This is a genomic window from Klebsiella sp. MBT K-1, from assembly GCF_002556465.1.
Taxonomy (GTDB): Bacteria; Pseudomonadota; Gammaproteobacteria; order Enterobacterales; family Enterobacteriaceae; genus Klebsiella; species Klebsiella grimontii.
In genome coordinates this window covers 13,992-38,494 of the sequence record NZ_PDEL01000010.1, presented here as the reverse complement: position 1 = coordinate 38,494, position 24,503 = coordinate 13,992, and the positions used below count along the sequence as shown (strand labels likewise).

General features: G+C 56.2%; 26 protein-coding genes and 1 riboswitch. Of the genes, 19 read left to right on the top strand and 7 right to left on the bottom strand.

Annotation, left to right across the window (positions count from 1 at the left end; all coding sequences use genetic code 11):
* The first annotated feature begins 94 nt into the window (after positions 1–94).
* The 3 genes from malE (at position 95) to malG (ending at position 3,922) form a co-directional block, all read left to right on the top strand.
* On the top strand, positions 95–1,285 hold the full coding sequence (gene malE / locus CMQ96_RS16040; protein ID WP_004137579.1) for a maltose/maltodextrin ABC transporter substrate-binding protein MalE: 1,191 nt from the start codon (positions 95–97) through the stop codon (positions 1,283–1,285).
* Between the two features lie 187 nt (positions 1,286–1,472).
* The gene (gene malF / locus CMQ96_RS16035; protein ID WP_004137580.1) at positions 1,473–3,017 is read left to right on the top strand and encodes a maltose ABC transporter permease MalF; all 1,545 of its coding nucleotides are present in this window, start codon (positions 1,473–1,475) and stop codon (positions 3,015–3,017) included.
* A gap of 14 nt (positions 3,018–3,031) precedes the next feature.
* Positions 3,032–3,922, top strand: coding sequence for a maltose ABC transporter permease MalG (gene malG / locus CMQ96_RS16030; protein ID WP_004137581.1), 891 nt, complete (start codon positions 3,032–3,034; stop codon positions 3,920–3,922).
* Between the two features lie 191 nt (positions 3,923–4,113).
* On the opposite strand, the gene psiE is transcribed toward malG, so the two are convergent.
* A complete protein-coding gene (gene psiE / locus CMQ96_RS16025) occupies positions 4,114–4,524 on the bottom strand; it encodes a phosphate-starvation-inducible protein PsiE (RefSeq protein WP_004097754.1) in 411 nt (136 codons plus the stop codon).
* Positions 4,525–4,668: 144 nt separating this feature from the next.
* On the opposite strand from psiE, the gene CMQ96_RS16020 reads away from it, so the two are divergent.
* Together CMQ96_RS16020 and CMQ96_RS16015 are read left to right on the top strand one after the other, a co-directional pair.
* Positions 4,669–5,178 carry a GNAT family N-acetyltransferase gene (locus CMQ96_RS16020; RefSeq protein WP_024360181.1) on the top strand — a complete coding sequence of 170 codons (510 nt, stop codon included), beginning with the start codon at positions 4,669–4,671 and terminating at the stop codon, positions 5,176–5,178.
* Positions 5,179–5,186: 8 nt separating this feature from the next.
* Positions 5,187–5,642, top strand: coding sequence for an acyltransferase (locus CMQ96_RS16015; RefSeq protein WP_049131414.1), 456 nt, complete (start codon positions 5,187–5,189; stop codon positions 5,640–5,642).
* Between the two features lie 45 nt (positions 5,643–5,687).
* Here CMQ96_RS16015 and pgi read toward each other — a convergent pair whose 3' ends face one another.
* The gene (pgi, locus tag CMQ96_RS16010) at positions 5,688–7,337 is read right to left on the bottom strand and encodes a glucose-6-phosphate isomerase (RefSeq protein ID WP_024360180.1); all 1,650 of its coding nucleotides are present in this window, start codon (positions 7,335–7,337) and stop codon (positions 5,688–5,690) included.
* Between the two features lie 352 nt (positions 7,338–7,689).
* Positions 7,690–7,923: riboswitch (Lysine riboswitch) on the top strand.
* Positions 7,924–8,103: 180 nt separating this feature from the next.
* On the opposite strand from pgi, the gene lysC reads away from it, so the two are divergent.
* On the top strand, positions 8,104–9,453 hold the full coding sequence (gene lysC / locus CMQ96_RS16000; protein WP_004137585.1) for a lysine-sensitive aspartokinase 3: 1,350 nt from the start codon (positions 8,104–8,106) through the stop codon (positions 9,451–9,453).
* A 38-nt stretch (positions 9,454–9,491) separates the two neighbouring features.
* On the opposite strand, the gene CMQ96_RS15995 is transcribed toward lysC, so the two are convergent.
* Together CMQ96_RS15995 and CMQ96_RS15990 are read right to left on the bottom strand one after the other, a co-directional pair.
* Positions 9,492–10,280: a nucleotidyltransferase domain-containing protein gene (locus tag CMQ96_RS15995; protein WP_098067049.1), complete on the bottom strand. Its 789-nt coding sequence runs from the start codon at positions 10,278–10,280 to the stop codon at positions 9,492–9,494.
* Positions 10,281–10,285: 5 nt separating this feature from the next.
* Entirely contained in the window at positions 10,286–11,413 is a 1,128-nt protein-coding gene (locus CMQ96_RS15990) for a slipin family protein (protein ID WP_082236847.1), read from the bottom strand.
* Positions 11,414–11,551: 138 nt separating this feature from the next.
* On the opposite strand from CMQ96_RS15990, the gene CMQ96_RS15985 reads away from it, so the two are divergent.
* The 4 genes from CMQ96_RS15985 to CMQ96_RS15970 all read left to right on the top strand — a co-directional run bounded on the left by CMQ96_RS15985 (position 11,552) and on the right by CMQ96_RS15970 (position 14,953).
* Positions 11,552–11,755 carry a hypothetical protein gene (locus CMQ96_RS15985; RefSeq protein ID WP_071830618.1) on the top strand — a complete coding sequence of 68 codons (204 nt, stop codon included), beginning with the start codon at positions 11,552–11,554 and terminating at the stop codon, positions 11,753–11,755.
* Positions 11,756–11,860: 105 nt separating this feature from the next.
* Positions 11,861–13,441, top strand: coding sequence for an RNA repair transcriptional activator RtcR (gene rtcR / locus CMQ96_RS15980; RefSeq protein WP_049131416.1), 1,581 nt, complete (start codon positions 11,861–11,863; stop codon positions 13,439–13,441).
* 111 nt (positions 13,442–13,552) lie between these two features.
* Complete coding sequence (panS, locus tag CMQ96_RS15975; RefSeq protein ID WP_004137589.1) at positions 13,553–14,494, top strand: ketopantoate/pantoate/pantothenate transporter PanS; 942 nt, start codon at positions 13,553–13,555, stop codon at positions 14,492–14,494.
* 186 nt (positions 14,495–14,680) lie between these two features.
* On the top strand, positions 14,681–14,953 hold the full coding sequence (locus CMQ96_RS15970; RefSeq protein ID WP_004137590.1) for a DUF3811 domain-containing protein: 273 nt from the start codon (positions 14,681–14,683) through the stop codon (positions 14,951–14,953).
* Here CMQ96_RS15970 and rluF read toward each other — a convergent pair.
* Positions 14,950–15,822, bottom strand: coding sequence for a 23S rRNA pseudouridine(2604) synthase RluF (gene rluF, locus CMQ96_RS15965; RefSeq protein ID WP_098067015.1), 873 nt, complete (start codon positions 15,820–15,822; stop codon positions 14,950–14,952). The genes CMQ96_RS15970 and rluF overlap by 4 nt on opposite strands.
* Positions 15,823–16,170: 348 nt before the next feature.
* On the opposite strand from rluF, the gene CMQ96_RS15960 reads away from it, so the two are divergent.
* From CMQ96_RS15960 to CMQ96_RS15920, 8 genes are all read left to right on the top strand, one after another.
* Complete coding sequence (locus CMQ96_RS15960) at positions 16,171–17,118, top strand: sugar-binding transcriptional regulator (protein WP_082236848.1); 948 nt, start codon at positions 16,171–16,173, stop codon at positions 17,116–17,118.
* A gap of 70 nt (positions 17,119–17,188) precedes the next feature.
* On the top strand, positions 17,189–17,992 hold the full coding sequence (locus CMQ96_RS15955; protein ID WP_024360175.1) for an SDR family oxidoreductase: 804 nt from the start codon (positions 17,189–17,191) through the stop codon (positions 17,990–17,992).
* Between the two features lie 9 nt (positions 17,993–18,001).
* Positions 18,002–18,409 carry a mannose/fructose/sorbose PTS transporter subunit IIA gene (locus CMQ96_RS15950; RefSeq protein WP_024360174.1) on the top strand — a complete coding sequence of 136 codons (408 nt, stop codon included), beginning with the start codon at positions 18,002–18,004 and terminating at the stop codon, positions 18,407–18,409.
* Positions 18,409–18,903 (top strand): mannose/fructose/sorbose PTS transporter subunit IIB, encoded by a 495-nt coding sequence (locus tag CMQ96_RS15945; protein WP_004137596.1) that lies wholly within the window; start codon positions 18,409–18,411, stop codon positions 18,901–18,903. Before CMQ96_RS15950 ends, CMQ96_RS15945 begins: the two co-directional genes overlap by 1 nt.
* Before the next feature lie 188 nt (positions 18,904–19,091).
* The gene (locus CMQ96_RS15935) at positions 19,092–19,889 is read left to right on the top strand and encodes a PTS mannose/fructose/sorbose transporter subunit IIC (RefSeq protein ID WP_049087459.1); all 798 of its coding nucleotides are present in this window, start codon (positions 19,092–19,094) and stop codon (positions 19,887–19,889) included.
* A gap of 11 nt (positions 19,890–19,900) precedes the next feature.
* Positions 19,901–20,725: a PTS system mannose/fructose/sorbose family transporter subunit IID gene (locus CMQ96_RS15930; RefSeq protein ID WP_004137598.1), complete on the top strand. Its 825-nt coding sequence runs from the start codon at positions 19,901–19,903 to the stop codon at positions 20,723–20,725.
* A 123-nt stretch (positions 20,726–20,848) separates the two neighbouring features.
* Positions 20,849–22,078: an L-sorbose 1-phosphate reductase gene (sorE, locus tag CMQ96_RS15925; RefSeq protein ID WP_098067048.1), complete on the top strand. Its 1,230-nt coding sequence runs from the start codon at positions 20,849–20,851 to the stop codon at positions 22,076–22,078.
* Entirely contained in the window at positions 22,071–22,880 is an 810-nt protein-coding gene (locus CMQ96_RS15920) for a shikimate 5-dehydrogenase (protein WP_098067014.1), read from the top strand. Before sorE ends, CMQ96_RS15920 begins: the two co-directional genes overlap by 8 nt.
* Before the next feature lie 31 nt (positions 22,881–22,911).
* On the opposite strand, the gene CMQ96_RS15915 is transcribed toward CMQ96_RS15920, so the two are convergent.
* Together CMQ96_RS15915 and CMQ96_RS15910 are read right to left on the bottom strand one after the other, a co-directional pair.
* Positions 22,912–23,229: a CcdB family protein gene (locus CMQ96_RS15915; protein WP_049131419.1), complete on the bottom strand. Its 318-nt coding sequence runs from the start codon at positions 23,227–23,229 to the stop codon at positions 22,912–22,914.
* A complete protein-coding gene (locus CMQ96_RS15910) occupies positions 23,229–23,522 on the bottom strand; it encodes a type II toxin-antitoxin system CcdA family antitoxin (protein ID WP_004138471.1) in 294 nt (97 codons plus the stop codon). The genes CMQ96_RS15915 and CMQ96_RS15910 overlap by 1 nt, the downstream gene beginning before the upstream one ends.
* 236 nt (positions 23,523–23,758) lie before the next feature.
* Here CMQ96_RS15910 and pepE point away from each other — a divergent pair, with 236 nt between their 5' ends.
* A complete protein-coding gene (gene pepE, locus CMQ96_RS15905) occupies positions 23,759–24,448 on the top strand; it encodes a dipeptidase PepE (RefSeq protein WP_004138468.1) in 690 nt (229 codons plus the stop codon).
* Positions 24,449–24,503 lie beyond the last annotated feature (55 nt).

The window sequence follows — 24,503 nt, the reverse complement described above, 5'->3', positions numbered from 1 at the left end:
GGGGAGGATGGAAAGAGGTTGTTAAAAAAGGAAACTCATCACCGTTAAGCCACTCAAGTGTATCCACGAGCACATCACCAAATAGGACGGGTATATGAAAATCAAAACTGGCGCTCGCATCCTCGCGCTGTCTGCATTGACCACGATGATGTTTTCCGCCTCTGCCCTCGCAAAAATCGAAGAAGGTAAGCTGGTTATCTGGATTAACGGCGACAAAGGCTACAACGGCCTCGCTGAAGTGGGTAAAAAGTTTGAAAAAGACACCGGCATTAAAGTATCCGTAGAACATCCGGATAAGCTGGAAGAGAAATTCCCGCAGGTTGCCGCGACCGGCGACGGCCCTGACATCATTTTCTGGGCCCACGACCGTTTTGGCGGCTACGCCCAGTCTGGCCTGCTGGCGGAAATCTCCCCGGACAAAGCTTTCCAGGACAAACTCTATCCGTTCACCTGGGACGCGGTTCGCTATAACGGCAAGCTGATTGCCTACCCGGTTGCCGTCGAAGCGCTGTCGCTGATCTATAACAAAGACCTGGTGCCAAATCCGCCGAAAACCTGGGAAGAGATCCCGGCGCTGGATAAAGAACTGAAGGCGAAAGGTAAGAGCGCGCTGATGTTCAACCTGCAAGAACCGTACTTCACCTGGCCGCTGATCGCTGCCGACGGCGGCTATGCGTTCAAGTTTGAAAACGGCAAGTACGATGTGAAAAACGTGGGCGTGGATAGCGCTGGCGCGAAAGCTGGCCTGACCTTCCTGGTCGACCTTATCAAGAACAAGCATATGAACGCCGACACCGACTACTCCATCGCGGAAGCGGCATTCAACAAAGGCGAAACCGCGATGACCATCAACGGTCCGTGGGCGTGGTCTAACATCGATAAGAGCAAGGTTAACTACGGCGTTACCCTGCTGCCGACCTTCAAAGGCAACGCGTCTAAACCGTTCGTTGGCGTACTGAGCGCCGGTATTAACGCCGCCAGCCCGAACAAAGAACTGGCGAAAGAGTTCCTCGAAAACTACCTGATGACCGACCAGGGTCTGGATGAAGTGAACAAGGACAAACCGCTGGGCGCGGTCGCGCTGAAATCCTTCCAGGAGAAACTGGAAAAAGATCCGCGTATCGCCGCCACCATGGCGAACGCCCAGAAAGGCGAAATCATGCCGAACATCCCGCAGATGTCCGCCTTCTGGTATGCCGTTCGTACCGCAGTGATCAACGCAGCTAGCGGTCGCCAGACCGTCGAAGCGGCGCTGAAAGACGCACAGTCTCGTATCACCAAGTAATACGGTTTCCCTTATTTCTTAGAGAATAAGGTTTGTTGAATACGTTGTTACACGAAATCATTCGCGCTACATCGAGGCGGCAAGGATGACAAATCCCCAGGCGCTTACATCAGTAAGTGACTGGGGTGCGCATCCGCAGCCAACAAAGAGGTAGCGCGAAGGATAAAGTGTAAAGAGGATGATCCCCATGGATGTCGTGAAAAAGAAGCACTGGTGGCAAAGCCCGCAGCTCACATGGTCTGTGATCGGCTTGCTGTGCCTGCTGGTGGGTTACCTTGTTGTTTTGATGTACGCCCAGGGGGAGTACCTGTTTGCCATCATGACGCTGATTTTAAGCTCGGTTGGCCTGTATATTTTTTCCAATCGCAAGGCCTACGCCTGGCGCTATGTTTATCCGGGTCTCGCCGGGATGGGGCTGTTCGTCCTGTTCCCGCTGATCTGCACGATCGCAATCGCTTTCACCAACTACAGCAGCACTAACCAGCTGACCTTCGAACGCGCCCAACAGGTACTGATGGACCGCTCCTTCCAGGCGGGCAAATCCTACAACTTCGCGCTCTATCCGGCGGGAGATGAGTGGAAGCTGGCGCTGACCGACGGCGAAAGCGGCAAAAACTATCTTTCCGACGCCTTTAAATTCGGCGGCGAGCAGAAACTGGCCTTAAAAGAGGCTGACGCCCTGCCGGAAGGCGATCGCGCCACGCTGCGCGTGATTACGCAAAACCGTACCGCCCTGAACCAGCTGACCGCCGTGCTGCCGGATGAAAGCAAAGTCATTATGAGCTCTCTGCGTCAGTTCTCCGGTACTCAGCCGCTGTACGCGCTGGCCAATGACGGTACGCTGACCAACAACCAGAGCGGCGTGAAATATCGTCCCAACGCCGAGGTCGGTTTCTATCAGGCGATCAACGCCGACGGCAGCTGGGGCAGCGAAAAGCTCAGCCCGGGCTACACCGTAACCATCGGCTGGGATAACTTCACCCGCGTGTTCCAGGATGAAGGGATCCAGAAACCGTTCTTCGCGATTTTCGTCTGGACGGTGGTGTTCTCCGTTCTGACCGTGATTCTTACCGTTGCGGTCGGCATGGTGCTCGCCTGTCTGGTCCAGTGGGAAGCCCTGAAGGGCAAAGCGATTTACCGCGTACTGCTGATTCTGCCATATGCCGTACCGTCGTTTATCTCGATTCTGATTTTCAAAGGCCTGTTCAACCAGAGTTTTGGCGAGATCAACATGATGCTCAGCGCGCTGTTCGGCATCAAGCCGGCCTGGTTTAGCGACCCGACCACCGCGCGCACGATGATTATCATCGTCAACACCTGGCTGGGCTATCCGTACATGATGATCCTGTGCATGGGCCTGCTGAAAGCGATTCCTGACGATTTATATGAAGCCTCGGCAATGGATGGCGCTACGCCGTTCCAGAACTTCTTCAAAATTACGCTGCCGCTGCTGATCAAGCCGCTGACGCCGCTGATGATCGCCAGCTTCGCCTTTAACTTTAACAACTTCGTGCTGATTCAGCTGTTGACCAACGGCGGGCCGGACCGGCTCGGCACCACCACGCCAGCGGGCTACACCGACCTGCTGGTGAGCTATACCTACCGCATCGCCTTTGAAGGCGGCGGCGGTCAGGACTTCGGCCTCGCGGCGGCTATCGCCACGCTGATCTTCCTGCTGGTAGGCCTGCTTGCGATTGTTAACCTGAAAGCCACACGTATGAAGTTTGATTAAGGGAGATAACGATTATGGCTATGGTTCAACCCAAATCTCAGAAGCTGCGCCTGTTTACCACGCATCTCCTGCTGCTGGTTTTTATCGCGGCGATTATGTTCCCGCTGCTGATGGTCATCGCTATCTCTCTGCGCGAAGGGAACTTCGCCACCGGTAGCCTGATCCCTGAAAGTATCTCCTGGGAGCACTGGCGGCTGGCGTTAGGCTTCAGCGTTGAACACGCTGACGGTCGCGTCACGCCGCCCCCCTTCCCGGTCCTGCTGTGGCTGTGGAACTCCATCAAGGTGGCCGGCATTACCGCCATTGGCATCGTCGCGCTCTCTACTACCTGCGCTTACGCTTTTGCCCGTATGCGCTTCCCGGGTAAAGCCACGCTGCTGAAAGGGATGCTGATTTTCCAGATGTTCCCCGCGGTTCTGTCGCTGGTCGCGCTGTATGCCCTGTTTGACCGTCTCGGCCAGTACGTGCCGTTCGTCGGCCTGAATACCCACGGCGGCGTCATCTTCGCCTATATGGGCGGTATCGCGCTGCACGTCTGGACGATTAAAGGTTACTTCGAAACCATCGACGGCTCGCTGGAGGAAGCGGCGGCGCTGGACGGCGCCACCCCGTGGCAGGCTTTCCGCCTGGTGCTGCTCCCGCTGTCGGTACCGATTCTGGCGGTGGTGTTTATTCTGTCGTTCATCGCCGCGATTACCGAAGTACCGGTGGCCTCCCTGCTGCTGCGCGATGTGAACAGCTATACCCTGGCGGTCGGAATGCAACAGTATCTCAACCCGCAGAACTATCTGTGGGGCGACTTTGCCGCTGCAGCGGTGCTCTCCGCTATTCCGATTACCGTAGTGTTCCTGCTGGCCCAGCGCTGGTTGGTCAATGGCCTGACGGCAGGCGGAGTGAAAGGTTAATTTTTTTGTAACACCCGCCCCAAATTTCAGATGAGGGCCGGCGGTTTAGCGGCAATGCGCGTCCCCAACCGGGCATTGCCGCCGCCGCCCTCAGCTGAAAAAGTAAGGCAAATGCCACTGCTATCCTCAACTGGACCCTACATAAATTCTATTTGTGACTGTTGGTCAGCGGCCCTGGAGGCCGCTTTTTTTTATTCGCGTTTCAGGCGGTTGGAATTACACAGCCAAAGCGTAATCACCAGAATCAGGATCGCAGCGGAGTAAATCAGCACCGCCATAGGCGACTCATGATCGATAATGATCAGGCGGACGATGGCGGTGATGCCGATATAGACAAAGTAGCGCAGCGGGAAGTGAAATCCCGACTCAAAATACTTCACTATCAGCGCGATAAACTCGAAATAGAGGAAGTAGACGACCAGCCCCTCCACCAGCTTGTACTTGCTGACAGGCTCCGGCGTAAACAGGACGTGCGCCAGATGCAACGTCTCCTTGCCCAGAAATACGATCAGAATGACCCCCAGGCACAGCAGGCCAAGATTCAAAACGGTTTGCATTGCGGTTGCAATAAAACTCACCAACGGACGATAAACCGGCGGCATAGATACACCTCATAATCATCATTATTTGTGACCTGTATAACGCAAAAGTGTGATCCAGATCGACATTATTCGCTAACTTTTTGCCACCGACGGCGTAAATGTAACAATCACTTGCCACACTGACAGGTTAAAAAGGAAACAACCATGTTCAAAATTCGTATTGCAGGGCCAGAAGATGCAGCCTTGCTCAACGAAATGGCCAATGCCAGCTATCGCCACCACTTTGCCCATCTCTGGCACAACGCCGATGAACTGGAGCACTACCTGCAGCAAGAATATTCCATGGCCGCGCTGGCGCCCAGCCTGGCCGATCCGCAGTGCTGTTGGTTGATTGCGGAAGCCGCGCGCCCTGTCGGCTTTGCTAAATACGCCTGTGGTCAGAATATTCATCCCGAGGGTCCCTCCGGCACGCTGCTGCATAAGCTTTATCTGCTGCCCGACGCCACCGGACATCGCTACGGCGAGCAGATTTTCCGCGCCGTCGAGACGCGAGCAAAAGAGAAGGGTGAACGCTGGCTATGGCTGGAAGTGCTCGCCGCGAATACCAGCGCCCGCCGTTTTTATGAACGCCAGGGGATGCAGCACGTGAAGGATGTGGCATTTCATTCTGCAACCCAGGAAAGCACACTCCATATTCTGGCTAAACCAATCTGAGAGGCAGCATGCATACCCTTCGTGAAACCGCCATTCGCAACGTCGCCAGCGGCGAAAACGTGGTGATTTACCAGCCCGCCAACCTCTACGACTGCACGCTTGGCGATAACGTCTTCGTCGGGCCATTTGTGGAGATTCAGGGCCATACCCGCATCGGCAACGACAGCAAAATTCAGTCCCACACCTTTATCTGCGAGTACGTGACCATCGGCGAGCGCTGTTTTATCGGCCACGGCGTGATGTTCGCCAACGATATGTTCCGCGAGGGAAAACCCAACGCCGACCGCGAGAGCTGGGGAAGAATTGTGATTGGCAACGATGTGTCTATCGGCAGCGGCGCAACCATTCTGGCGGTCAGCATCTGCGATGGGGTCGTGATTGGCGCGGGCAGCGTGGTGACCAAATCCATTACTGAGAAAGGCGTGTGGGCCGGGAACCCGGCAAAGCTGCTGCGCCAGCTATAACAAAAATGCCGGCCACATGGGCCGGCATTGCGAACGTTTTAGCGATTATGCGCGCCAGGATTTATAGCGGTTAATCAGGCCGTTAGTGGAGCTGTCGTGGCTGCTCACTTCGGAACCATCTTTCAGCTCCGGCAGGATGCGGTTAGCCAGCTGTTTGCCCAGCTCCACGCCCCACTGGTCGAAGGTGAAGATGTTCATAATCACGCCCTGGGTGAAGATTTTGTGCTCATACAGGGCAATCAGCGCGCCCAGGCTGAACGGCGTAATTTCACGCAGCAGGATGGAGTTGGTCGGGCGGTTGCCTTCAAACACTTTGAACGGCACCACGTGTTCCAGGGTCGCCGGATCTTTACCCTGATCGCGATATTCCTGCTCAACCACTTCGCGGGATTTACCAAACGCCAGCGCTTCGGTCTGGGCAAAGAAGTTAGACAGCAGCTTCGGATGGTGGTCGGACAGCGGGTTGTGGGTAATCGCCGGGGCGATAAAGTCGCAAGGCACCATTTTGGTCCCCTGGTGAATCAGCTGGTAGAACGCGTGCTGACCGTTGGTACCCGGCTCGCCCCAGATGATTGGGCCCGTCTGGTAATCCACGGCGTTGCCGTTACGGTCAACGTATTTACCGTTGGATTCCATGTTGCCCTGCTGGAAGTAGGCGGCAAAGCGGTGCATATACTGGTCGTACGGCAGAATCGCTTCGGTTTCAGCACCGAAGAAGTTGTTGTACCAGATACCGATCAGCGCCAGCAGTACCGGCAGGTTTTTCTCAGGCGCGGTCGTGGAGAAGTGTTTATCCATCGCGTGTGCGCCGGAGAGCAGCTCAACAAAGTTGTCGAAGCCGACGGACAGGATGATGGACAGGCCGATGGCTGACCACAGAGAGTAACGGCCGCCAACCCAGTCCCAGAACTCAAACATATTGGCGGTATCAATACCGAACTCGCCAACCGCTTTACCGTTGGTCGAGAGCGCGGCGAAGTGTTTCGCTACGTGCTTCTCATCGCCGGCGGTCGCCAGGAACCAGTCGCGCGCGCTGTGAGCGTTGGTCATGGTTTCCTGAGTGGTAAAGGTTTTCGACGCGACCAGGAACAGCGTGGTTTCCGGGTTCACCGTTTTCAGCACTTCGGCGATGTGGGTCCCATCGACGTTGGAAACAAAGTGCATGTTCAGGTGGTTTTTGTACGGGCGCAGCGCTTCGGTCACCATGAACGGGCCGAGGTCGGAGCCGCCGATACCGATGTTCACGACGTCGGTAATCGCTTTACCGGTGTAGCCTTTCCAGTTGCCGGAGATAATGGCTTCGGAGAAGGTTTTCATCTTCTCAAGCACGGCGTTCACTTCCGGCATCACGTCTTTGCCATCAACCAGAATCGGAGTATTGCTGCGGTTACGCAGCGCAACGTGCAGCACCGCGCGGTCTTCCGTGCGGTTAATCTTCTCGCCGGAGAACATGGATTTAATGGCGTCTGCCAGGAAGGTCTCTTTGGCCAGGTCCTGCAGCTTAGCCAGCGTCTCTTCGGTGATGCGGTTTTTGGAAAAATCCACCAGCATCAGATCGTCGAACGTGGCGGAGAATTTAGAGAAACGATCGCTATCCTTCGCGAACAGATCCGCGATGGTAACGTCTTTCATTTCATCAAAGTGTTTCTGTAATGCCTGCCAGGCAGAGGTCTGCGTTGGGTTGATGTTTTTCATTAGCAATACTCTTCTGATTTGAGAATTGTGACTGCGGTCGATTGTAGCGCCGGTGACGAAAAATTGTGATGATTTTTATGTTATGCCGATGATACGCGTCAGAAATTGGACCGATTTGGCGCAAAACGCCCCTGATAGTATAGACATCATAAGGCTTTTTTCTGTCAGCGACCCGCCCATGAAAAATCCGCATAACCCTGACGTTGACATACTTCGCCTGAAGCCTTTATATAACGGCAGTATTTACGTATACGTAGGTATGTATGGATCGCGCATTTCACGCTACAGCGAAAGGGTATTGCAGGGGGGTATAATGTCCCGCGTCCCCCTGGCAAAGTGAAAGACGTCGGTAATTGCCAGAAGAGGTGCGTTGCCCAGGTAACCGTATTGGAGGAGCCAGTCCGGGGAAAATACGTGAGGGGGAGCAACGCCGAGGTGAATAAGCGTCTGGTTACGCTCATCACCGGCCACAGGGGCTGAATCCCCTGGGTTGTCACCAGAAACGTTCGCAGTCGGGCGTTTCATACTCGCCAGCTGATACAAAGCATCGGCAAGCGGGTCTACAAGGTGGAGCACTTCTGGGTGACATCGTAGTTTGTTTATCGCTCTGCGCCCACCCTGTTTTTCGCTCTTCCCTTGTGCCATGGCTGAATAATTTGGCCTGGCTTATTAAGACATTTTATTGCAATCCGGTTGCGTCCAGCCCCGCCAGGATTGGTTTTCTGGAATCGTTTTAATAAGTCAGGCCCCCTGACACGAGGTTGTTATGACAGATTTAGTTGTAGCCAAGTTCGGCGGCACCAGCGTTGCCGATTTTGATGCCATGAACCGCAGCGTAGACGTCGCGCTGTTGGATGCCAATACCCGCGTGGTGGTGCTTTCCGCCTCAGCGGGCGTGACCAACCTGCTGGTCGCATTAGCGGAAGGGCTGGAACCCGGCGAACGTTTCGCGAAACTCGATGCCATGCGTCAAATCCAGTTCAATATTCTGGAGCGTCTGCGCTATCCGAACGTGATCCGCGATGAAATAGAGCGCCTGCTGGAAAACATCACCACCCTGGCGGAAGCTGCCTCCCTGGCCAGTTCAACCGCGTTAACCGACGAGCTGGTCAGCCACGGCGAACTGATGTCTACCCTGCTGTTTGTCGAGATCCTGCGCGAGCGCGGTATCGCCGCCCAGTGGTTCGACGTACGCAAAATTATGCGCACCAACGACCGCTTTGGCCGCGCGGAACCGGATATCGCCGCCTTATCTGAATTAACCCAGCAGCAGCTGACCCCGCGCCTTGCGGAAGGGCTGGTGATCACCCAGGGCTTTATCGGCAGCGAAGCCAAAGGCCGTACCACCACCCTGGGCCGCGGCGGTAGCGACTATACCGCCGCGCTGCTCGGCGAAGCGCTAAACGCCACCCGCGTCGATATCTGGACCGATGTTCCTGGTATCTACACCACCGACCCGCGCGTCGCGCCGGCAGCCAAACGCATTGACGTTATCGCTTTTGAAGAAGCGGCGGAAATGGCGACCTTTGGCGCGAAGGTCCTGCATCCGGCCACCCTGCTCCCTGCCGTGCGCAGCGATATTCCGGTATTCGTCGGCTCCAGCAAAGAGCCGAAGGCCGGCGGCACGCTGGTGTGCAAAAACACCAAAAACCCGCCGCTGTTCCGCGCGCTGGCGCTGCGCCGCAAGCAGACGCTGCTAACCCTGCACAGCCTGAATATGCTGCACTCGCGTGGTTTTCTGGCCGAAGTGTTTAGTATTCTGGCGCGTCACAGCATCTCCGTCGATCTGATCACCACGTCGGAAGTGAGCGTGGCGCTAACCATGGATACCACCGGTTCGACGTCAGCTGGCGATACCCTGCTCACCCAAGGGCTGTTGACCGAACTTTCCTCTCTGTGCCGGGTTGAGGTCGAGCAGGATCTGGCGCTGGTCGCCATCATTGGTAATGAGCTGTCGAAAGCGTGCGGCGTCGGTAAAGAGGTGTTTGGCGTGCTGGATCCGTTCAACATTCGAATGATTTGCTATGGCGCATCCAGCCACAACCTGTGCTTCCTGGTGCCGGGAGCGGATGCCGAAAAAGTGGTGCAGAAGCTGCATCATAATCTGTTCGAGTAATGGCGAAAAAATGGCCCGTCATTTCTGCCGGGCCATTTTTAGTTCCCCATCACCGTGGTCATCAGCAATCTGTCCAACTCCCTAATATCCCCTGTCCGGCTATCCGGCAGCGAGGGAGGGATCGCGCCTCTGAGCAGCTCGGACTGAATAAACGCATGCAGTAATGGTCGCCGCGGGCCGTACTCCGCCTCTCCCGCACGTTGTTTACGTTCCAGCAGCGCGTTTATTTCCTCACGCAGCCCCGTTTCCAGCTCGCTTCCCGCCAGCAGTTGATCAAAGCGCATCGGCGGTACGCCTTTTCCCGCCTCAACCCAGCGGACGGCCAGCAGCGGGCGCAGTACGTAAAAGTACTTTTTCAGCCGCACGTGTTCGCCTTGCAGATAGCCGCGAAAATTTTTCCTGGCCATCGAGTAGTAATGCCAGCGGGCGCGTACCGGAGAAAACCAATGCGGGATGAGTTTTTTAAGCGCCTTAACCGTCGCGTCATCCTGCCGATACACCACCGGTGAATCCAGCCACTCGATCAGCGTCGGATTCGCCCCTTTCAGCAGACCCAGCGCTTTGCGCCACTCCCAGCCGCAGACGTCCAGCTCATCGTCAATGGGCAGCTCGATAACATCGCGCGGCGCGTCCACCCGCAGATACCACTCCAGCGGATGAACGTAGAGAAACCGCACATCATAATCGCTGTCCGGCGAAGCAAAGCCCCAGCCTCGGCTACCGGATTCACAGGCGTAGAGCACTCTGACGCCGTAGCGCCGCTCCACGTCCGTTAACTGCCGTTGCACCTTATGGCGCATAACGGCATTCACACCGTGATACGTCATTTTCATTATCCTTTTAGATTCACCAGGCCATGCAGCACCTGGTCCAGACCGCCAAAGACCGAGATTTTATCGATACGTTCCGCCACTCTTTCCAGCGTTTCCAGCTCTTTTAAGCGCAGCGCGACAGGGTTATTTTCCATCACCTTCGCGGTGTTGAGCAGCGAACGGGTCGCCGCGGTCTCTTCACGGCGGCGGATTACATTCGCCTGCGCCGATTTCTCCGCTTCCACCAGCTGCGACAGAATGGCTTTCATGTCGCCGGGCAGCACAATATCCTTCACGCCCAGCGAGGCGACGTCGATGCCAAATGCCGCCATGCGCTCGGTAACCTGCGCGCTCACCACCTCATCGATGATTTTCTTATCTTCCAGCAGCTCGTCCAGCGTTCGCGTCCCGACGGCTTCACGCAGCGCAAACTGCAGCTCGCGATACAGATGATCCAGCGGCTTCGTCAGCTGTCCGAACGCCTGCAGCACATCGCTGTAGCGCCAGTTCGCCGCCAGATTTAAACGCAGGTTCACTTTATCTTTGGTCAGAATCTCCTGGCCGCCAACCTCCAGCACCTGCAGGCGGGTATCGACCACTTCCGCTTCCACCAGATGATTGACCTTCCAGTACGCGCTCAGGCCAGGCTGCAGCAGCGCTTGCGTCTCGCCGTCGATTTTCAGCACCCCGACGTGCCACGCCGGCACCGATACGGTGAGGATCGCTTCGCGGCCTTTTACCGCCCCGTGACGTCGCGGCTGCAGCACCGCATTCATGATGTCAGCCGGAACCTCAACCTGGCGGGTATCGATACGTAGCAGCCGCATCTCGTCACCGGCGGACCAGTACAGCCGGCGCGTCGAAGGCGGTAAAATGTCCTGCAGCACACCGTTGGCATACAGCGCCCCGGTTTCGATATCCGTCAAATCCGCCGCCAGGCAGTAGCGTTCAACCCATTCAGGCTGAAAGCGCCGTAAATACTCCGCCAGCGCTTCCGGCACCTCGCTGCCGTCCCGATTTACGATCAGCACGTCAGGAACGTTGAACCACGGCAGGCGGTGCTCGCCTGCTTCCAGAACCTGATAGTAGTCACCCTGGCGGGATAAAAGGCCAAGCTGACCTTTACGTACCGTAATTTTTTTCGTCATTTTTTATTCCTTAACAGTTAATCAGGCGCGGGTGCAGGGGCGGAGCCGCAGGGGAACTCCCTTTTGCCTGCGGCACGGCGCCTTTACCGGCGGCCTGCTTTGGGGAGTGCCGACTGCGCACAACCCCGTTGTGTTTTTATGATTAACAACCAGTTTTCATTGGAGATGAAATCGGGAATCGAACCCATTGGTGGTCATCGGCTGACGGAACGCGCCCGAAAAACGGTCTGTACCGTTCCTGGCGTGCCGGCGGGGTTTAATCCCCTGCGTCTTCAGCATCGTGACGAAAGGACTATTGCCAGATGCGTGCCAAAAACAAAAATGGCGAAAGTTATTTTTTAACTAATTAATTAGTAAAGTTTTTATTTTTAAAGCACACCGTGACGCTTGCTCACGCCAGCAGGTTTTTTTATCTTGAAATATCGATACTTATCTTTTGGGATAAACATGAAAAAGCGGCGAGTGGTGATAGGCGTCCTCGGAACGGTACTGGATAAACGCGGCAAGCGAGCGAACCGCTTTAAAAAATGGCGGCCCACCGTGGGGCTATGCCAGCAGGCCGATTTTCCCGTCGACCGGCTGGAGCTCCTCCACCAGCCGCGTGATGAAAGCATGGCGCAAAAGCTGATTGACGATATCGCCCAGCTTTCGCCGCATACCGAAGTGCGCCCGCATACGGTTGAGATAAACGATCCCTGGGATTTTGAAGAGGTCTACGCGGCGTTTCTCGACTTTGCCAACCACTATCGCTTTGATACCGAAAACGAAGAGTATCTGGTGCATATCACCACCGGGACCCACGTGGCGCAGATCTGCTGGTTCCTGCTGACCGAAGCGCGCTACCTCCCCGCCAGCCTGCTGCAGACCAGCCCTGCGCCGAAAAGCGCAGCGGATGAAGCCGTCGCCGCCGGTATTTACTCGGTGATCGATCTGGACTTAAGCCGCTATACGGCGCTCACCAGCCGCTTTCAGCGCGAGCAGCAGCAGTCAGTCTCCTTCCTGAAGGCAGGCATCGAGACGCGGAACGCGACGTTCAACGCGCTTATCGATCGTATTGAGCGCGTGGCGATCCGATCGACCGATCCGATCTTGCTTACCGGCCCAACGGGCGCTGGTAAATCCGTCCTCGCCAAACGTATTTTTCAGCTTCGTCAGTCACGGCATCGGGTGGCGGGAAAATTCATGGCGGTGAACTGCGCCACGCTGCGCGGCGATAACGCCATGTCCACGCTGTTTGGCCATGTCAAAGGCGCGTTTACCGGCGCGGTGACGCCTCGCGCCGGGCTATTACGCGAAGCCGACGGCGGCGTGCTGTTTCTCGATGAAATCGCCGAGCTGGGGCTGGATGAGCAGGCCATGCTGCTGAAGGCCATCGAAGAAAAAACCTTTTTTCCGTTTGGCTCGGATAAAGAGGTGCACAGCGACTTCCAGCTGATCGCCGGCACGCATCGCGATATGCAGCAGTGGGTGGCAGAGGGGCGCTTTCGCGAAGATCTTTATGCGCGCATCAATATGTGGCGCTTTGCCCTCCCCGGCCTGGCGCAGCGGCGGGAAGATATTGCGCCGAACGTGGAGTATGAATTACGCCGACTGGCCAACGAGCGGCAGACGCAGATCCGCTTCGATAAAGACGCCCGCGAGCGCTATCTGGCCTTTGCCTGCTCGCCGCAGGCGCAATGGCGCGGCAATTTCCGCGAACTTAGTTCGTCCGTGACGCGCATGGCGACCCTGGCCGAGCAGGGGCGCATTACGCTGGCCGTTGCGGAAGAGGAGATAATGCTGCTGAAAGCGAGCTGGCAGCTCACGACATCTTCTGCTGATATTGCGATGGAAATCGATCTGTTCGATCGCCGCCAGCTGGAAACGGTGCTGGCGGTCTGCCAACGCAGCGCTTCGCTCTCCGAAGCCGGACGCGAGCTGTTCGCCGTCTCCCGGCAGAAAAAGGCCAATCCCAACGATGCCGACCGTCTGCGCAAGTATTTAGCGCGCTTCGGACTCAGTTGGGAGATCGTCCGCAGCGGAACATGAGCATAATTTGTTTGAATAATATGTCTTAGCACGATAAACAATAGCGATGGCCGGGCTCGATCCCGGCCGGTCTATAACAAGCAAACACAACTTACGTGCAAGGAAAACAACATGCTCGCCACGCTTACGCGGCTGTTCCCATTATGGGCGCTGCTGCTCTCGGTTATCGCCTATTACACGCCATCCACTTTCACTCCCGTTGGCCCGTGGGTCCCGACGCTGCTGATGCTGATTATGTTCGGTATGGGCGTGCACCTGAAAGTCGACGATTTTAAGCGCGTGCTTTCCCGCCCCGCGCCGGTCGCCGCAGGCATTTTTCTCCACTACCTGGTGATGCCCCTCGCCGCCTGGCTGCTGGCGCTGATTTTTCATATGCCGCCGGAGCTCTCCGCCGGGATGGTGCTGGTCGGCAGCGTCGCCAGCGGTACGGCATCCAACGTGATGATCTTTCTGGCAAAAGGCGATGTCGCGCTTTCGGTCACCATCTCGTCGGTTTCCACGCTGGTCGGTGTGGTCGCCACGCCGTTGCTGACGCGTCTGTACGTAGATGCGCATATTCAGGTGGACGTGATGGGGATGCTGCTCAGCATTCTGCAAATCGTGGTGATCCCGATTGCGCTGGGGCTGGTCGTGCATCATCTGCTGCCGAAAGTGGTCAAGGCGGTTGAGCCGTTCCTGCCGGCCTTTTCGATGGTCTGCATTCTGGCGATTATCTGCGCCGTGGTGGCCGGTTCCGCGTCGCATATCGCTTCCGTAGGCTTTGTGGTGATTATCGCCGTCATCCTGCATAACACCATCGGCCTGCTCGGCGGCTACTGGGGCGGACGGCTGTTTGGCTTTGACGAGTCCACCTGCCGCACGCTGGCGATCGAGGTGGGAATGCAGAACTCCGGCCTTGCTGCCGCGCTGGGGAAAATCTACTTTGGCCCGCTGGCCGCGCTGCCCGGCGCGCTGTTCTCGGTCTGGCACAACCTGTCCGGCTCGCTGCTGGCCGGTTACTGGTCAGGAAAGCCTATTGTTGATAAATCGCGTAAAACGGTAAAAGAGAGCTAACAACCCGTAATTTTCCCGGCTTGCGCTGCGCTTAGCCGGGCTACGGTCCGTGCAGCTTGCGGGTTTTGTAGCCCGGACAGGTGCGCAGCACCGCCTCAGGGATTTTCTGCGAGGCACAATAATTTACCGTGAGACGTCAGCCCCAATACCGTACACTGAAGCCATAGGCTAACTGAGGGCACGACTATGGCACTCCCCCGCATCACCCAAAAAGAGATGACCGAGCGCGAACAGCGAGAACTGAAAACCCTGCTCGACCGCGCGCGCATCGCCCACGGCCGTCCGCTGACTAACGCGGAAACCAATAGCGTGAAAAAAGAGTACATCGATAAGCTGATGCTCCAGCGGGAAACCGAGGCGAAAAAAGCCCGCCAGCTGAAGAAAAAGCAGGCATACAAACCGGATGCAGAGGCCTCGTTTTCCTGGTCGGCCAATACGCCGACCCGCGGCAGACGTTAACGCCCTTTCTTTCTGCGCCCCGGCGCGGTAAAGCGTTTGCCGTTCGACGCCGGGCGGGAAGATTTCTCGCCGCTTTTTTCAATCGCCACCACCGGGCGCTTGATGCCGGCCGTTTTCGGCTTTGCTTTTGCCTTCGGTTTCGCTTCTGAAGACGAGCGCTCAATCAGTTTAAAGAGATCGATCAGCTCATCATCGGTCAGATCGCGCCACTCTCCCAGCGGGATCCCCGTCAGGCTGACGTTCATGATCCGCGTCCGTTCAAGCTTCGTCACTTCATAGCCAAAGTGTTCGCACATCCGGCGAATCTGGCGATTCAGCCCCTGCACCAGGGTGATGCGAAATACAAACGGCGCTTCTTTTTTCACTTTGCACTTCTTCGTCACCGTGCCGAGAATCGGTACCCCCGCGCCCATACCGCGGATAAACTCATCGGTTATTAGCTTATCAACGGTGACCAGATACTCTTTTTCGTGATCGTTACCAGCGCGCAGGATCTTATTCACCAGATCGCCATGGTTGGTCAGAAAGATCAGCCCCTGGGAGTCTTTATCCAGACGACCGATTGGGAAAATGCGTTTACTGTGGTTAACGAAATCCACAATATTGTCGCGCTCGCCGTCTTCGGTGGTGCTGACGATGCCAACCGGTTTATTCAGCGCAATCAGGACGAGATCGTCCGCTTCGCGCGGCTCAATCAACCGGCCATTGACCTTTACCACGTCGCCAGCTTTAACCTGGTCGCCAATGGTGGCGCGCTTGCCGTTGATAAAAACGTTGCCTTGTTCAATAAAGCGATCGGCTTCACGGCGCGAGCAAATTCCGCTCTCGCTGATGTATTTATTAAGTCGGGTTGATGAGTCGGGCAGCATAAAATCTCCTGTAAAAGCGAAATATACCCTACCTTGCGGGCGATAAAAAAGAATCGCGCGCGCGTCGCCTGGCGCTAAGTGTGATCTGCCCCGCCTTTCAACACAAAAGTGTACTCTTGAGATCCCGGCAACTTTACTGAGCGAAATAACGCAGAATCAGGCTGTTAGCATGCCTGGCACAAACGTGCCGTCAACCTCCTGCCAGCAAAGCAAATGTGCAACACAAACGGTCAGAACACCCTCTTGAAATAGAGGAAAATTTCTTTGAAGCGGGCCGCTGATGGGGTTATATCAGATCATGACAGCCATTCTCTCATTTGCACAAATGTGCAGGAGCCGACAGTGACGATGGAAAACAGCGACGATATTCGTCTGATCGTGAAAATCGCCCAGCTCTATTACGAGCAGGATATGACCCAGGCGCAGATAGCCCGCGAACTGGGGATATATCGCACCACCATCAGCCGCCTGTTGAAACGCGGCCGCGAGCAGGGCATCGTCACTATCGCCATCAACTATGACTACAACGAAAATCTGTGGCTTGAGCAGCAGCTAAAACAAAAATTTGCCCTCAAAGAGGTGGTGGTGGCGGCCAGCGACGCTCTACAGGAGGAGGATCAGCTCAATCTCATCGGCCAGCATGGCGCGCAATTGGTTGATAGGCTGCTGGAGCCGGGCGATATCGTCGGCTTCTCCTGGGGGCGGGCGGTGCGCGCGCTGGTGGAGAATCTGCCGCAGGCCGGTCAGTCCCGCCAGGTTATCTGCGTGCCGATTATCGGCGGCCCCTCCGGCAAACTGGAAAGCCGCTACCACGTGAATACGCTAACCTACGGCGCAGCGGCGAAGCTGAAAGCGGAATCTCATCTCGCCGACTTTCCGGCACTTCTCGATAATAAATTGATTCGCAACGGTATTATGCAGTCACAGCACTTTAAAACGATTGCCTCCTACTGGGATAACCTGGACGTCGCGCTGGTGGGGATTGGTTCCCCGGCGATCCGCGACGGCGCAAACTGGCACGCGTTTTACGGCAGTGAAGAGAGCGACGATCTCAACGCCCGCCAGGTTGCCGGAGATATCTGCTCACGCTTTTATAATATTGATGGCCTGATGGTAGAGACCGCCATGAGTGAGAAAACGCTCTCTATTGAGATGGCGAAACTCAGACAGGCGCGCTATTCGGTAGGCATCGCGATGGGCGCGGAAAAATACTCCGGCATCCTTGGTGCCTTAAACGGTCATTACATTAACTGTCTGGTGACGAATCGAGAAACCGCTGAGTCATTACTGAAGTAAATTTCAGGAATATGTTTTCACGCAGCGCTGCTGCGGGGGATCCCTTTATCTAAAGAAACAGGAGTCGATAATGAATACATGGTTAAATTTAAAAGAAAAAATAATTATCGTGACCGGCGGCGCATCAGGAATTGGCCTGGCGATTGTCGATGAGTTATTAGCCCAGGGTGCGAACGTGCAGATGATCGATATTCACGGTGGCGATAAGCATCAGAGTAGCGGTAATTATAACTTCTGGCCTACCGATATATCCAGCGCCAGCGAAGTACATAAAACCGTCGACCATATTATTCAACGTTTTGGCCGCATCGATGGTTTAGTCAATAACGCTGGCGTTAACTTCCCGCGCTTATTAGTCGATGAGAAAGCACCATCCGGTCGCTATGAATTAAATGAAGCGGCATTCGAAAAAATGGTCAATATCAACCAGAAAGGCGTGTTCCTGATGTCGCAGACGGTGGCGCGCCAGATGGTTAAACAGCGCAGCGGCGTGATTGTTAACGTCTCGTCGGAAAGCGGCCTCGAAGGCTCGGAAGGCCAGAGCTGCTATGCCGCGACCAAGGCCGCGCTGAACAGCTTTACCCGCTCCTGGTCGAAAGAGCTGGGCAAGCACGGTATCCGCGTGGTGGGCGTCGCGCCGGGCATTCTGGAAAAAACCGGCCTGCGTACCCCGGAGTATGAAGAAGCGTTGGCCTGGACCCGTAATATTACCGTCGAACAGCTGCGCGAAGGCTATAGCAAAAATTCTATTCCTCTTGGCCGCTCCGGTCGACTCACTGAAGTGGCTGATTTTGTTTGCTATCTACTCTCAGAACGCGCCAGCTACATGACCGGAGTAACCACTAACATCGCCGGCGGAAAAACGCGCGGCTAAGGGGGGAAAATGGTTAACGTCATCTTCTGCGCCCACGGCCAGCTAGCCTGCGCCATGCTCGACTCGGTGCGCATGGTCTACGGCGATGTCAACGTTAGCGCCGTGGAATTTGTACCGGGAGAAAACGCGGGCGATATCGCCGATAAGCTTGAAAAGTTGGTAAGTACTCACAAAGAGGAGGAGTGGCTTATCGCCGTCGATCTCCAGTGCGGCAGCCCGTGGAACGCCGCCGCCGGGCTGGCGATGCGCAACCCGCGGCTCCGGGTCATCAGCGGCCTGTCGCTACCGCTGGCTCTGGAGCTGGTGGATAACCAGCAAACGATGCATGCGGAAGAACTGTGCCAACATCTTGAGACCATCGCCAGCCAGTGCTGCGTCACCTGGCGGCAGCCGGAAACCGTTGAGGAGGATTTCTGATGAACATTACGCTCGCACGCATTGATGACCGCCTGATTCACGGCCAGGTCACCACCGTTTGGTCAAAAGTGGCTAACGCCCAGCGCATTATTATCTGTAATGACGACGTTTATAATGACGACGTTCGCCGCACGCTGCTTCGCCAGGCCGCGCCTCCGGGCATGAAGGTCAACGTGGTGAATCTTGAGAAAGCCGTCGCCGTTTATCACAACCCGCAATATCAGGACGAAACCGTTTTTTATTTATTCACCAACCCGCAGGATGTACTAACCATGGTGCAGCAGGGCGTCAACATAGCCACCCTGAATATTGGCGGCATGGCCTGGCGTCCGGGTAAAAAACAATTAACCAAAGCGGTCTCATTAGACGAGGCGGATATTAATGCCTTTCAGCAGTTAGATAAGTTGGGTGTTAATCTTGATTTACGCGTCGTAGCCTCGGATCCGTCAGTTAATATTCTCGATAAAATAGCAGAGCAGTCCGTAACAGAATAATAAAAGGCTCCTGTTTTATTACACACTGTCATTCTGGATGCATCGCGGCGACAAATGAGCGAGTCACCAGCAGCATAGATAACTATGTGACTGGGGCGAGAAAGTGTCGTCAACAAAGAGGCAGCCTGAAGGACAGCGTGTAAATGCCGTAACAGGCAGGGATTTCTATACCCTCAAGGTGACAAATTATGGAAATAAGTACCCTACAAATCATCGCCATATTTATTTTTTCCTGTATTGCCGGGATGGGCAGCGTGCTGGATGAATTCCAGACTCATCGCCCATTAATCGCCTGTACCGTGATTGGCTTAATTCTCGGCGATTTAAAAACCGGGATTATGCTCGGCGGCACGCTGGAGCTGATCGCGCTCGGCTGGATGAACGTCGGCGCGGCGCAGTCTCCGGATTCGGCGTTAGCCAGCATTATCTCCGCTATCCTGGTGATTGTCGGCCAGCAAAGTATCGCTACCGGAATAGCGATTGCGCTGCCGGTCGCCGCGGCGGGCCAGGTGCTCACCGTGTTCGCCCGTACCCTTACCGTGGTGTTTCAGCACGCGGCGGATAAGGCAGCAGAAGAAGCGCGCTTCGGGACAATCGATCTGCTGCACGTATCGGCGCTGGGCGTTCAGGCGCTGCGCGTCGCCATTCCCGCACTCATCGTTTCTCTGTTTGTCAGCGCGGATATGGTCAGCAATATGCTCAACGCCATCCCGGAATTCGTTACCCGCGGTCTGCAAATCGCCGGCGGTTTTATCGTGGTGGTCGGCTACGCCATGGTGCTGCGCATGATGGGCGTGAAGTATCTGATGCCCTTCTTCTTCCTCGGCTTCCTTGCGGGCGGCTATCTCGATTTCAGCCTGCTGGCCTTCGGCGGCGTAGGGGTCATCATCGCGCTGATTTATATCCAGCTCAATCCACAGTGGCGCAAATCCGAACCGCAGGCTGCCGCCACCTCTTCCACCGCCCTTGACCAGCTTGACGACTGATGGAGCCCAACATGGAACAGAGAAAAATTACCCAAGGCGACCTGGTGAGCATGTTTCTGCGCTCCAACCTGCAGCAGGCGTCATTCAACTTCGAGCGTATTCACGGGCTTGGCTTTTGCTACGACATGATCCCGGCCATCAAGCGCCTCTATCCGCTGAAGGAGGATCAGGTCGCCGCGCTGAAGCGCCATCTGGTGTTCTTTAACACCACCCCGGCGGTGTGCGGGCCGGTGATTGGCGTGACCGTCGCGATGGAGGAAGCGCGGGCCAACGGCGCCGCTATCGACGATGGCGCCATCAACGGGATCAAAGTCGGCCTGATGGGGCCGCTGGCCGGGGTGGGTGACCCGCTGGTGTGGGGCACGCTGCGGCCGATTACCGCCGCCCTCGGCGCTTCGCTGGCGCTCTCCGGAAACCTGGTTGGCCCGCTGCTGTTCTTCTTTATTTTCAATGCGGTGCGTCTGGCTATGAAGTGGTACGGGCTGCAGCTTGGCTTCCGTAAAGGGGTCAATATCGTCAGCGAGATGGGCGGTAACCTGCTGCAAAAACTGACCGAAGGCGCCTCCATTCTTGGCCTGTTTGTAATGGGCGTGCTGGTCACCAAGTGGACCACTATCAACGTACCGCTAGTGGTCTCGCAAACGCCGGGCGCCGATGGCTCGACCGTCACCATGACCGTACAGAACATCCTCGATCAGCTCTGCCCCGGCCTGCTGGCCCTGGGCCTGACCCTGCTGATGGTGCGTCTGCTCAATAAGAAAGTGAACCCGGTATGGCTGATTTTCGCCCTGTTCGGTTTGGGGATACTCGGTAACGCGCTGGGCTTCCTGTCCTGATTATTCCGCCCCGACGATGCCGGGGCTACTTCAACAAGTTAGCCCCAACAGATTTCGCAGTACGGCAAGGCGGCAACCGAACGTACCCGTAATGTGAAAGATGAAGGGGATGAGGTGGTAAATATGCAAACAACAGCCCTGCGCCTGTACGGCAAACGCGACCTGCGCCTGGAAACCTTCGAACTCCCGGCGATGCAGGATGATGAAATCCTCGCCCGGGTGGTCACCGACAGCCTGTGCCTCTCCTCATGGAAAGAGGCGAACCAGGGCGAGGACCACAAAAAGGTGCCGGACGATGTGGCGACCAACCCGATCATCATCGGCCATGAGTTCTGCGGGGAAATTATCGCCGTCGGCAAAAAGTGGCAGCACAAGTTTCGCGCTGGTCAACGCTATGTTATTCAGGCCAACCTGCAGCTGCCGGATCGCCCGGACTGCCCCGGCTATTCCTTCCCGTGGATCGGCGGCGAAGCCACCCACGTGGTGATCCCCAACGAGGTGATGGAACAGGATTGTTTGCTTTCCTGGGAAGGCGATACCTGGTTTGAAGGCTCGCTGGTGGAACCGCTTTCCTGCGTGATCGGCGCGTTCAACGCCAACTATCATCTGCAGGAAGGCAGCTATAACCATGTGATGGGCATTCGCCCACAGGGGCGCACGCTGATCCTCGGCGGCACCGGCCCGATGGGGCTGCTGGCTATCGACTACGCGCTGCATGGCCCGATCAATCCGGCGCTGCTGGTGGTCACCGACACCAATAAGCCCAAGCTCAGCTATGCGCGCCAGCACTATCCCTCCGAGCCGCAAACGTTGATTCACTATCTTGATGGGCGTGACGCCAGCCGCGAAACGCTGATGGCGCTCTCCGGCGGCCACGGTTTTGACGATATCTTCGTCTTCGTCCCAAATGAACAGCTCATCACCCTGGCTTCCTCGCTGCTGGCCGCAGACGGCTGCCTGAACTTCTTCGCCGGTCCGCAGGATAAGCAGTTCAGCGCGCCGATCAATTTTTACGATGTGCATTACGCCTTTACCCACTACGTTGGCACCTCCGGGGGCAATACCGACGATATGCGCGCCGCCGTCGCGCTGATGCAGGCGAAAAAAGTCCAGGCCGCGAAGGTGGTGACACATATTCTGGGGCTGAACGCGGCGGGCGAGACGACCCTGGATTTACCGGCGGTTGGCGGCGGTAAAAAGCTGGTCTATACCGGGAAAAATATCCCGCTGACTCCGCTGGGAGAAATCCGCGATCCGCAGCTGGCGGCGATCATGGAGCGCCATCACGGTATCTGGTCAAAAGAGGCGGAGGAGTATCTGCTGGCCCACACGGAGGATATTGCTCATGATTAATCGCGATACGCAGCTGTGCATGTCGCTGGCCGGTCGCCCGGGCAACTTCGGCACCCGCTTTCATAACTATCTGTATGAAAAGCTCGGGCTGAATTATATCTATAAAGCCTTTACGACCCAGGACATTGCCGCGGCGGTAAACGGCGTGCGCGCATTAGGCGTTCGCGGCTGCGCGGTCTCGATGCCGTTTAAAGAGAGCTGTATACCGTTTCTCGACGCGCTTGACCCTTCGGCAAAGGTGATTGATTCGGTCAACACCATCGTCAACGACGACGGCAGGCTGACCGGGCTGAATACTGACTATATCGCGGTAAAAAGCCTGATTGACAGCCATCGGCTCGACGCCTCCGCCAAAGTGATGATCCAGGGCAGCGGCGGGATGGGCAAAGCGGTCATCGCCGCCTTCCGCGATGCCGGTTTCCGCGATGTGATTATCGCCGCCCGCCATCGCGAGCGCGGCCTGGCGCTGGCGAAGCAGTACGGTTTTCAGTGGCAGCCCAGGCCGGAGGGAATCGCGGCGGATATTCTGGTTAACGTCACCCCGCTCGGTATGGCGGGCGGTGCGGAAAGCGAAACCCTGGCCTTTAGCCAGACAATGGTGGAACGGGCCGCCGTGGTATTTGACGTGGTCGCGCTACCGCCGGAAACCCCGCTTATCAGGCTGGCGCAGAGGCTGGACAAGCGCGTTATCAGCGGCGCGGAGGTGATTGCCCTGCAGGCGGTGGAGCAGTTTGCGCTCTACACCGGCGTGCGTCCGGACGCGGCGCTGGTGGCTGAAGCCGCGGCCTTTGCCAGAGGGTAGGGGCAAAACGGAGAGCGCCAGGGAGGGCGCCCTAATAACCGTTGATCAGAAAGTCGATTGCATCGCGCAGCGCAGCCCTGTCCGCCGTCAAATCAGCAACGCACTTGCCCAGTTCTTTTTGCGGCAAACCCGCCATCATATGCGTCATCACAATATAAGTTTGACCGGCAATCGTAATCACGGGACAAATTTTGGTCGGAGGCTGGGTATCAGGTAGTTGGTTTTGTTCTATCACAGGGGCAACCAGGATATGCTTCAGGACATTCGCGACCGGATGCTGCAGGTTGATTAAATAAGGGAAAACCTTTTTACCGCTTCCCGTATTCTCATAAGCGCAATATTGTTCCATCAGAACGGCCTTTGAAAATCACTAAACGAACCGTTTTCTTCTACCCATTGGTTAATCGTATCGATCGATTTCTTATTGTCTCGTAACCACTCTTCACGTTTGTGCTCACGAAATTTCTCAAGTAAAGCTTCCGTTAAAACCGCCGAAATGTTGATTTTAAGTTTACGCGCCTCTTCCAGGATTTCAGGCGAAAGCGAGACATTGACTGATTTTTTAACGTTCGACGTAGTGCGCATGATAGCCCCCATGGTAATGCGCATGACATGCCTCAGATTAGCGTAATAAACGAGCATTTTCTATTCCTTTGCCTGTGAATCATCAACGTAAAACTAAGCGGTTCCCGCTAACCTGTCACGCCCGGTAGAGTCAGTCTGCGAGGCGCTTTCCAGATTAATTCAGAGAGTCGCTGCGCCAATAATCGCCGTTCCGCTATGCTCAGCGCGTCTCAGCGTGAGCCACGTCAGCAAGCGGTAAGATATCCTGTGATAACATCCCTGCCCGAATAATCATCTGGCCAAATGGAGAAATGATGGAACTGCTGCTATTGAGTAACTCAACGCTGCCGGGCAAAGCCTGGCTGGAACATGCGCTGCCGACCATTGCCGGGCAGCTAAACGGCCGCCGTTCTGCGGTATTTATTCCTTTCGCCGGGGTAACGCAAACCTGGGACGATTACACCGCGAAAACCGCCGCCGTCTTCAGCCCAATGGGCGTCACGGTCACCGGTATTCACAGCGTCGCGGACCCGGTGTCGGCGATTGCGAATGCGGAGATAGTTATCGTCGGCGGCGGCAACACCTTTCAGCTGCTGAAAGAGTGTCGCGAACGCGGCCTGCTGGCGCCGATGGTGGATGTGGTGAAGCGCGGAGCGCTGTATATCGGCTGGAGCGCGGGCGCTAACCTGGCCTGTCCGACGATTCGCACCACTAACGATATGCCGATTGTCGACCCTAACGGTTTTGCTGCGCTGGGGTTGTTCCCGCTGCAAATTAATCCGCATTTCACCAACGCGCTGCCGGAAGGCCATAAAGGCGAGACCCGCGAGCAGCGGATCCGCGAGCTGCTGGTGGTTGCGCCAGAGCTGACGATTATCGGTCTGCCGGAAGGCAACTGGATTCAGGTGACGCAGGGCCACGCCACCCTCGGCGGCCCGAATCCGACGCTGGTGTTCAGAGCCGGAGAAGAAGCAGTAACCCTCAACGCTGGCCATCGTTTCTGATCCCTGCTTGCTCTTGTCCCGGAGGCGGCGCGTTGCGCCTGTCCGGGCTACCGTT

Coding starts and splice junctions, on each gene's coding strand:
- malE (WP_004137579.1), top strand. CDS start 95: ATGAAAATCAAAACTGGCGCTCGCATCCTCGCGCTGTCTGCATTGACC.
- malF (WP_004137580.1), top strand. CDS start 1,473: ATGGATGTCGTGAAAAAGAAGCACTGGTGGCAAAGCCCGCAGCTCACA.
- malG (WP_004137581.1), top strand. CDS start 3,032: ATGGCTATGGTTCAACCCAAATCTCAGAAGCTGCGCCTGTTTACCACG.
- psiE (WP_004097754.1), bottom strand. CDS start 4,524: ATGCCGCCGGTTTATCGTCCGTTGGTGAGTTTTATTGCAACCGCAATG.
- CMQ96_RS16020 (WP_024360181.1), top strand. CDS start 4,669: ATGTTCAAAATTCGTATTGCAGGGCCAGAAGATGCAGCCTTGCTCAAC.
- CMQ96_RS16015 (WP_049131414.1), top strand. CDS start 5,187: ATGCATACCCTTCGTGAAACCGCCATTCGCAACGTCGCCAGCGGCGAA.
- pgi (WP_024360180.1), bottom strand. CDS start 7,337: ATGAAAAACATCAACCCAACGCAGACCTCTGCCTGGCAGGCATTACAG.
- lysC (WP_004137585.1), top strand. CDS start 8,104: ATGACAGATTTAGTTGTAGCCAAGTTCGGCGGCACCAGCGTTGCCGAT.
- CMQ96_RS15995 (WP_098067049.1), bottom strand. CDS start 10,280: ATGACGTATCACGGTGTGAATGCCGTTATGCGCCATAAGGTGCAACGG.
- CMQ96_RS15990 (WP_082236847.1), bottom strand. CDS start 11,413: ATGACGAAAAAAATTACGGTACGTAAAGGTCAGCTTGGCCTTTTATCC.
- CMQ96_RS15985 (WP_071830618.1), top strand. CDS start 11,552: ATGATTAACAACCAGTTTTCATTGGAGATGAAATCGGGAATCGAACCC.
- rtcR (WP_049131416.1), top strand. CDS start 11,861: ATGAAAAAGCGGCGAGTGGTGATAGGCGTCCTCGGAACGGTACTGGAT.
- panS (WP_004137589.1), top strand. CDS start 13,553: ATGCTCGCCACGCTTACGCGGCTGTTCCCATTATGGGCGCTGCTGCTC.
- CMQ96_RS15970 (WP_004137590.1), top strand. CDS start 14,681: ATGGCACTCCCCCGCATCACCCAAAAAGAGATGACCGAGCGCGAACAG.
- rluF (WP_098067015.1), bottom strand. CDS start 15,822: ATGCTGCCCGACTCATCAACCCGACTTAATAAATACATCAGCGAGAGC.
- CMQ96_RS15960 (WP_082236848.1), top strand. CDS start 16,171: ATGGAAAACAGCGACGATATTCGTCTGATCGTGAAAATCGCCCAGCTC.
- CMQ96_RS15955 (WP_024360175.1), top strand. CDS start 17,189: ATGAATACATGGTTAAATTTAAAAGAAAAAATAATTATCGTGACCGGC.
- CMQ96_RS15950 (WP_024360174.1), top strand. CDS start 18,002: ATGGTTAACGTCATCTTCTGCGCCCACGGCCAGCTAGCCTGCGCCATG.
- CMQ96_RS15945 (WP_004137596.1), top strand. CDS start 18,409: ATGAACATTACGCTCGCACGCATTGATGACCGCCTGATTCACGGCCAG.
- CMQ96_RS15935 (WP_049087459.1), top strand. CDS start 19,092: ATGGAAATAAGTACCCTACAAATCATCGCCATATTTATTTTTTCCTGT.
- CMQ96_RS15930 (WP_004137598.1), top strand. CDS start 19,901: ATGGAACAGAGAAAAATTACCCAAGGCGACCTGGTGAGCATGTTTCTG.
- sorE (WP_098067048.1), top strand. CDS start 20,849: ATGCAAACAACAGCCCTGCGCCTGTACGGCAAACGCGACCTGCGCCTG.
- CMQ96_RS15920 (WP_098067014.1), top strand. CDS start 22,071: ATGATTAATCGCGATACGCAGCTGTGCATGTCGCTGGCCGGTCGCCCG.
- CMQ96_RS15915 (WP_049131419.1), bottom strand. CDS start 23,229: ATGGAACAATATTGCGCTTATGAGAATACGGGAAGCGGTAAAAAGGTT.
- CMQ96_RS15910 (WP_004138471.1), bottom strand. CDS start 23,522: ATGCTCGTTTATTACGCTAATCTGAGGCATGTCATGCGCATTACCATG.
- pepE (WP_004138468.1), top strand. CDS start 23,759: ATGGAACTGCTGCTATTGAGTAACTCAACGCTGCCGGGCAAAGCCTGG.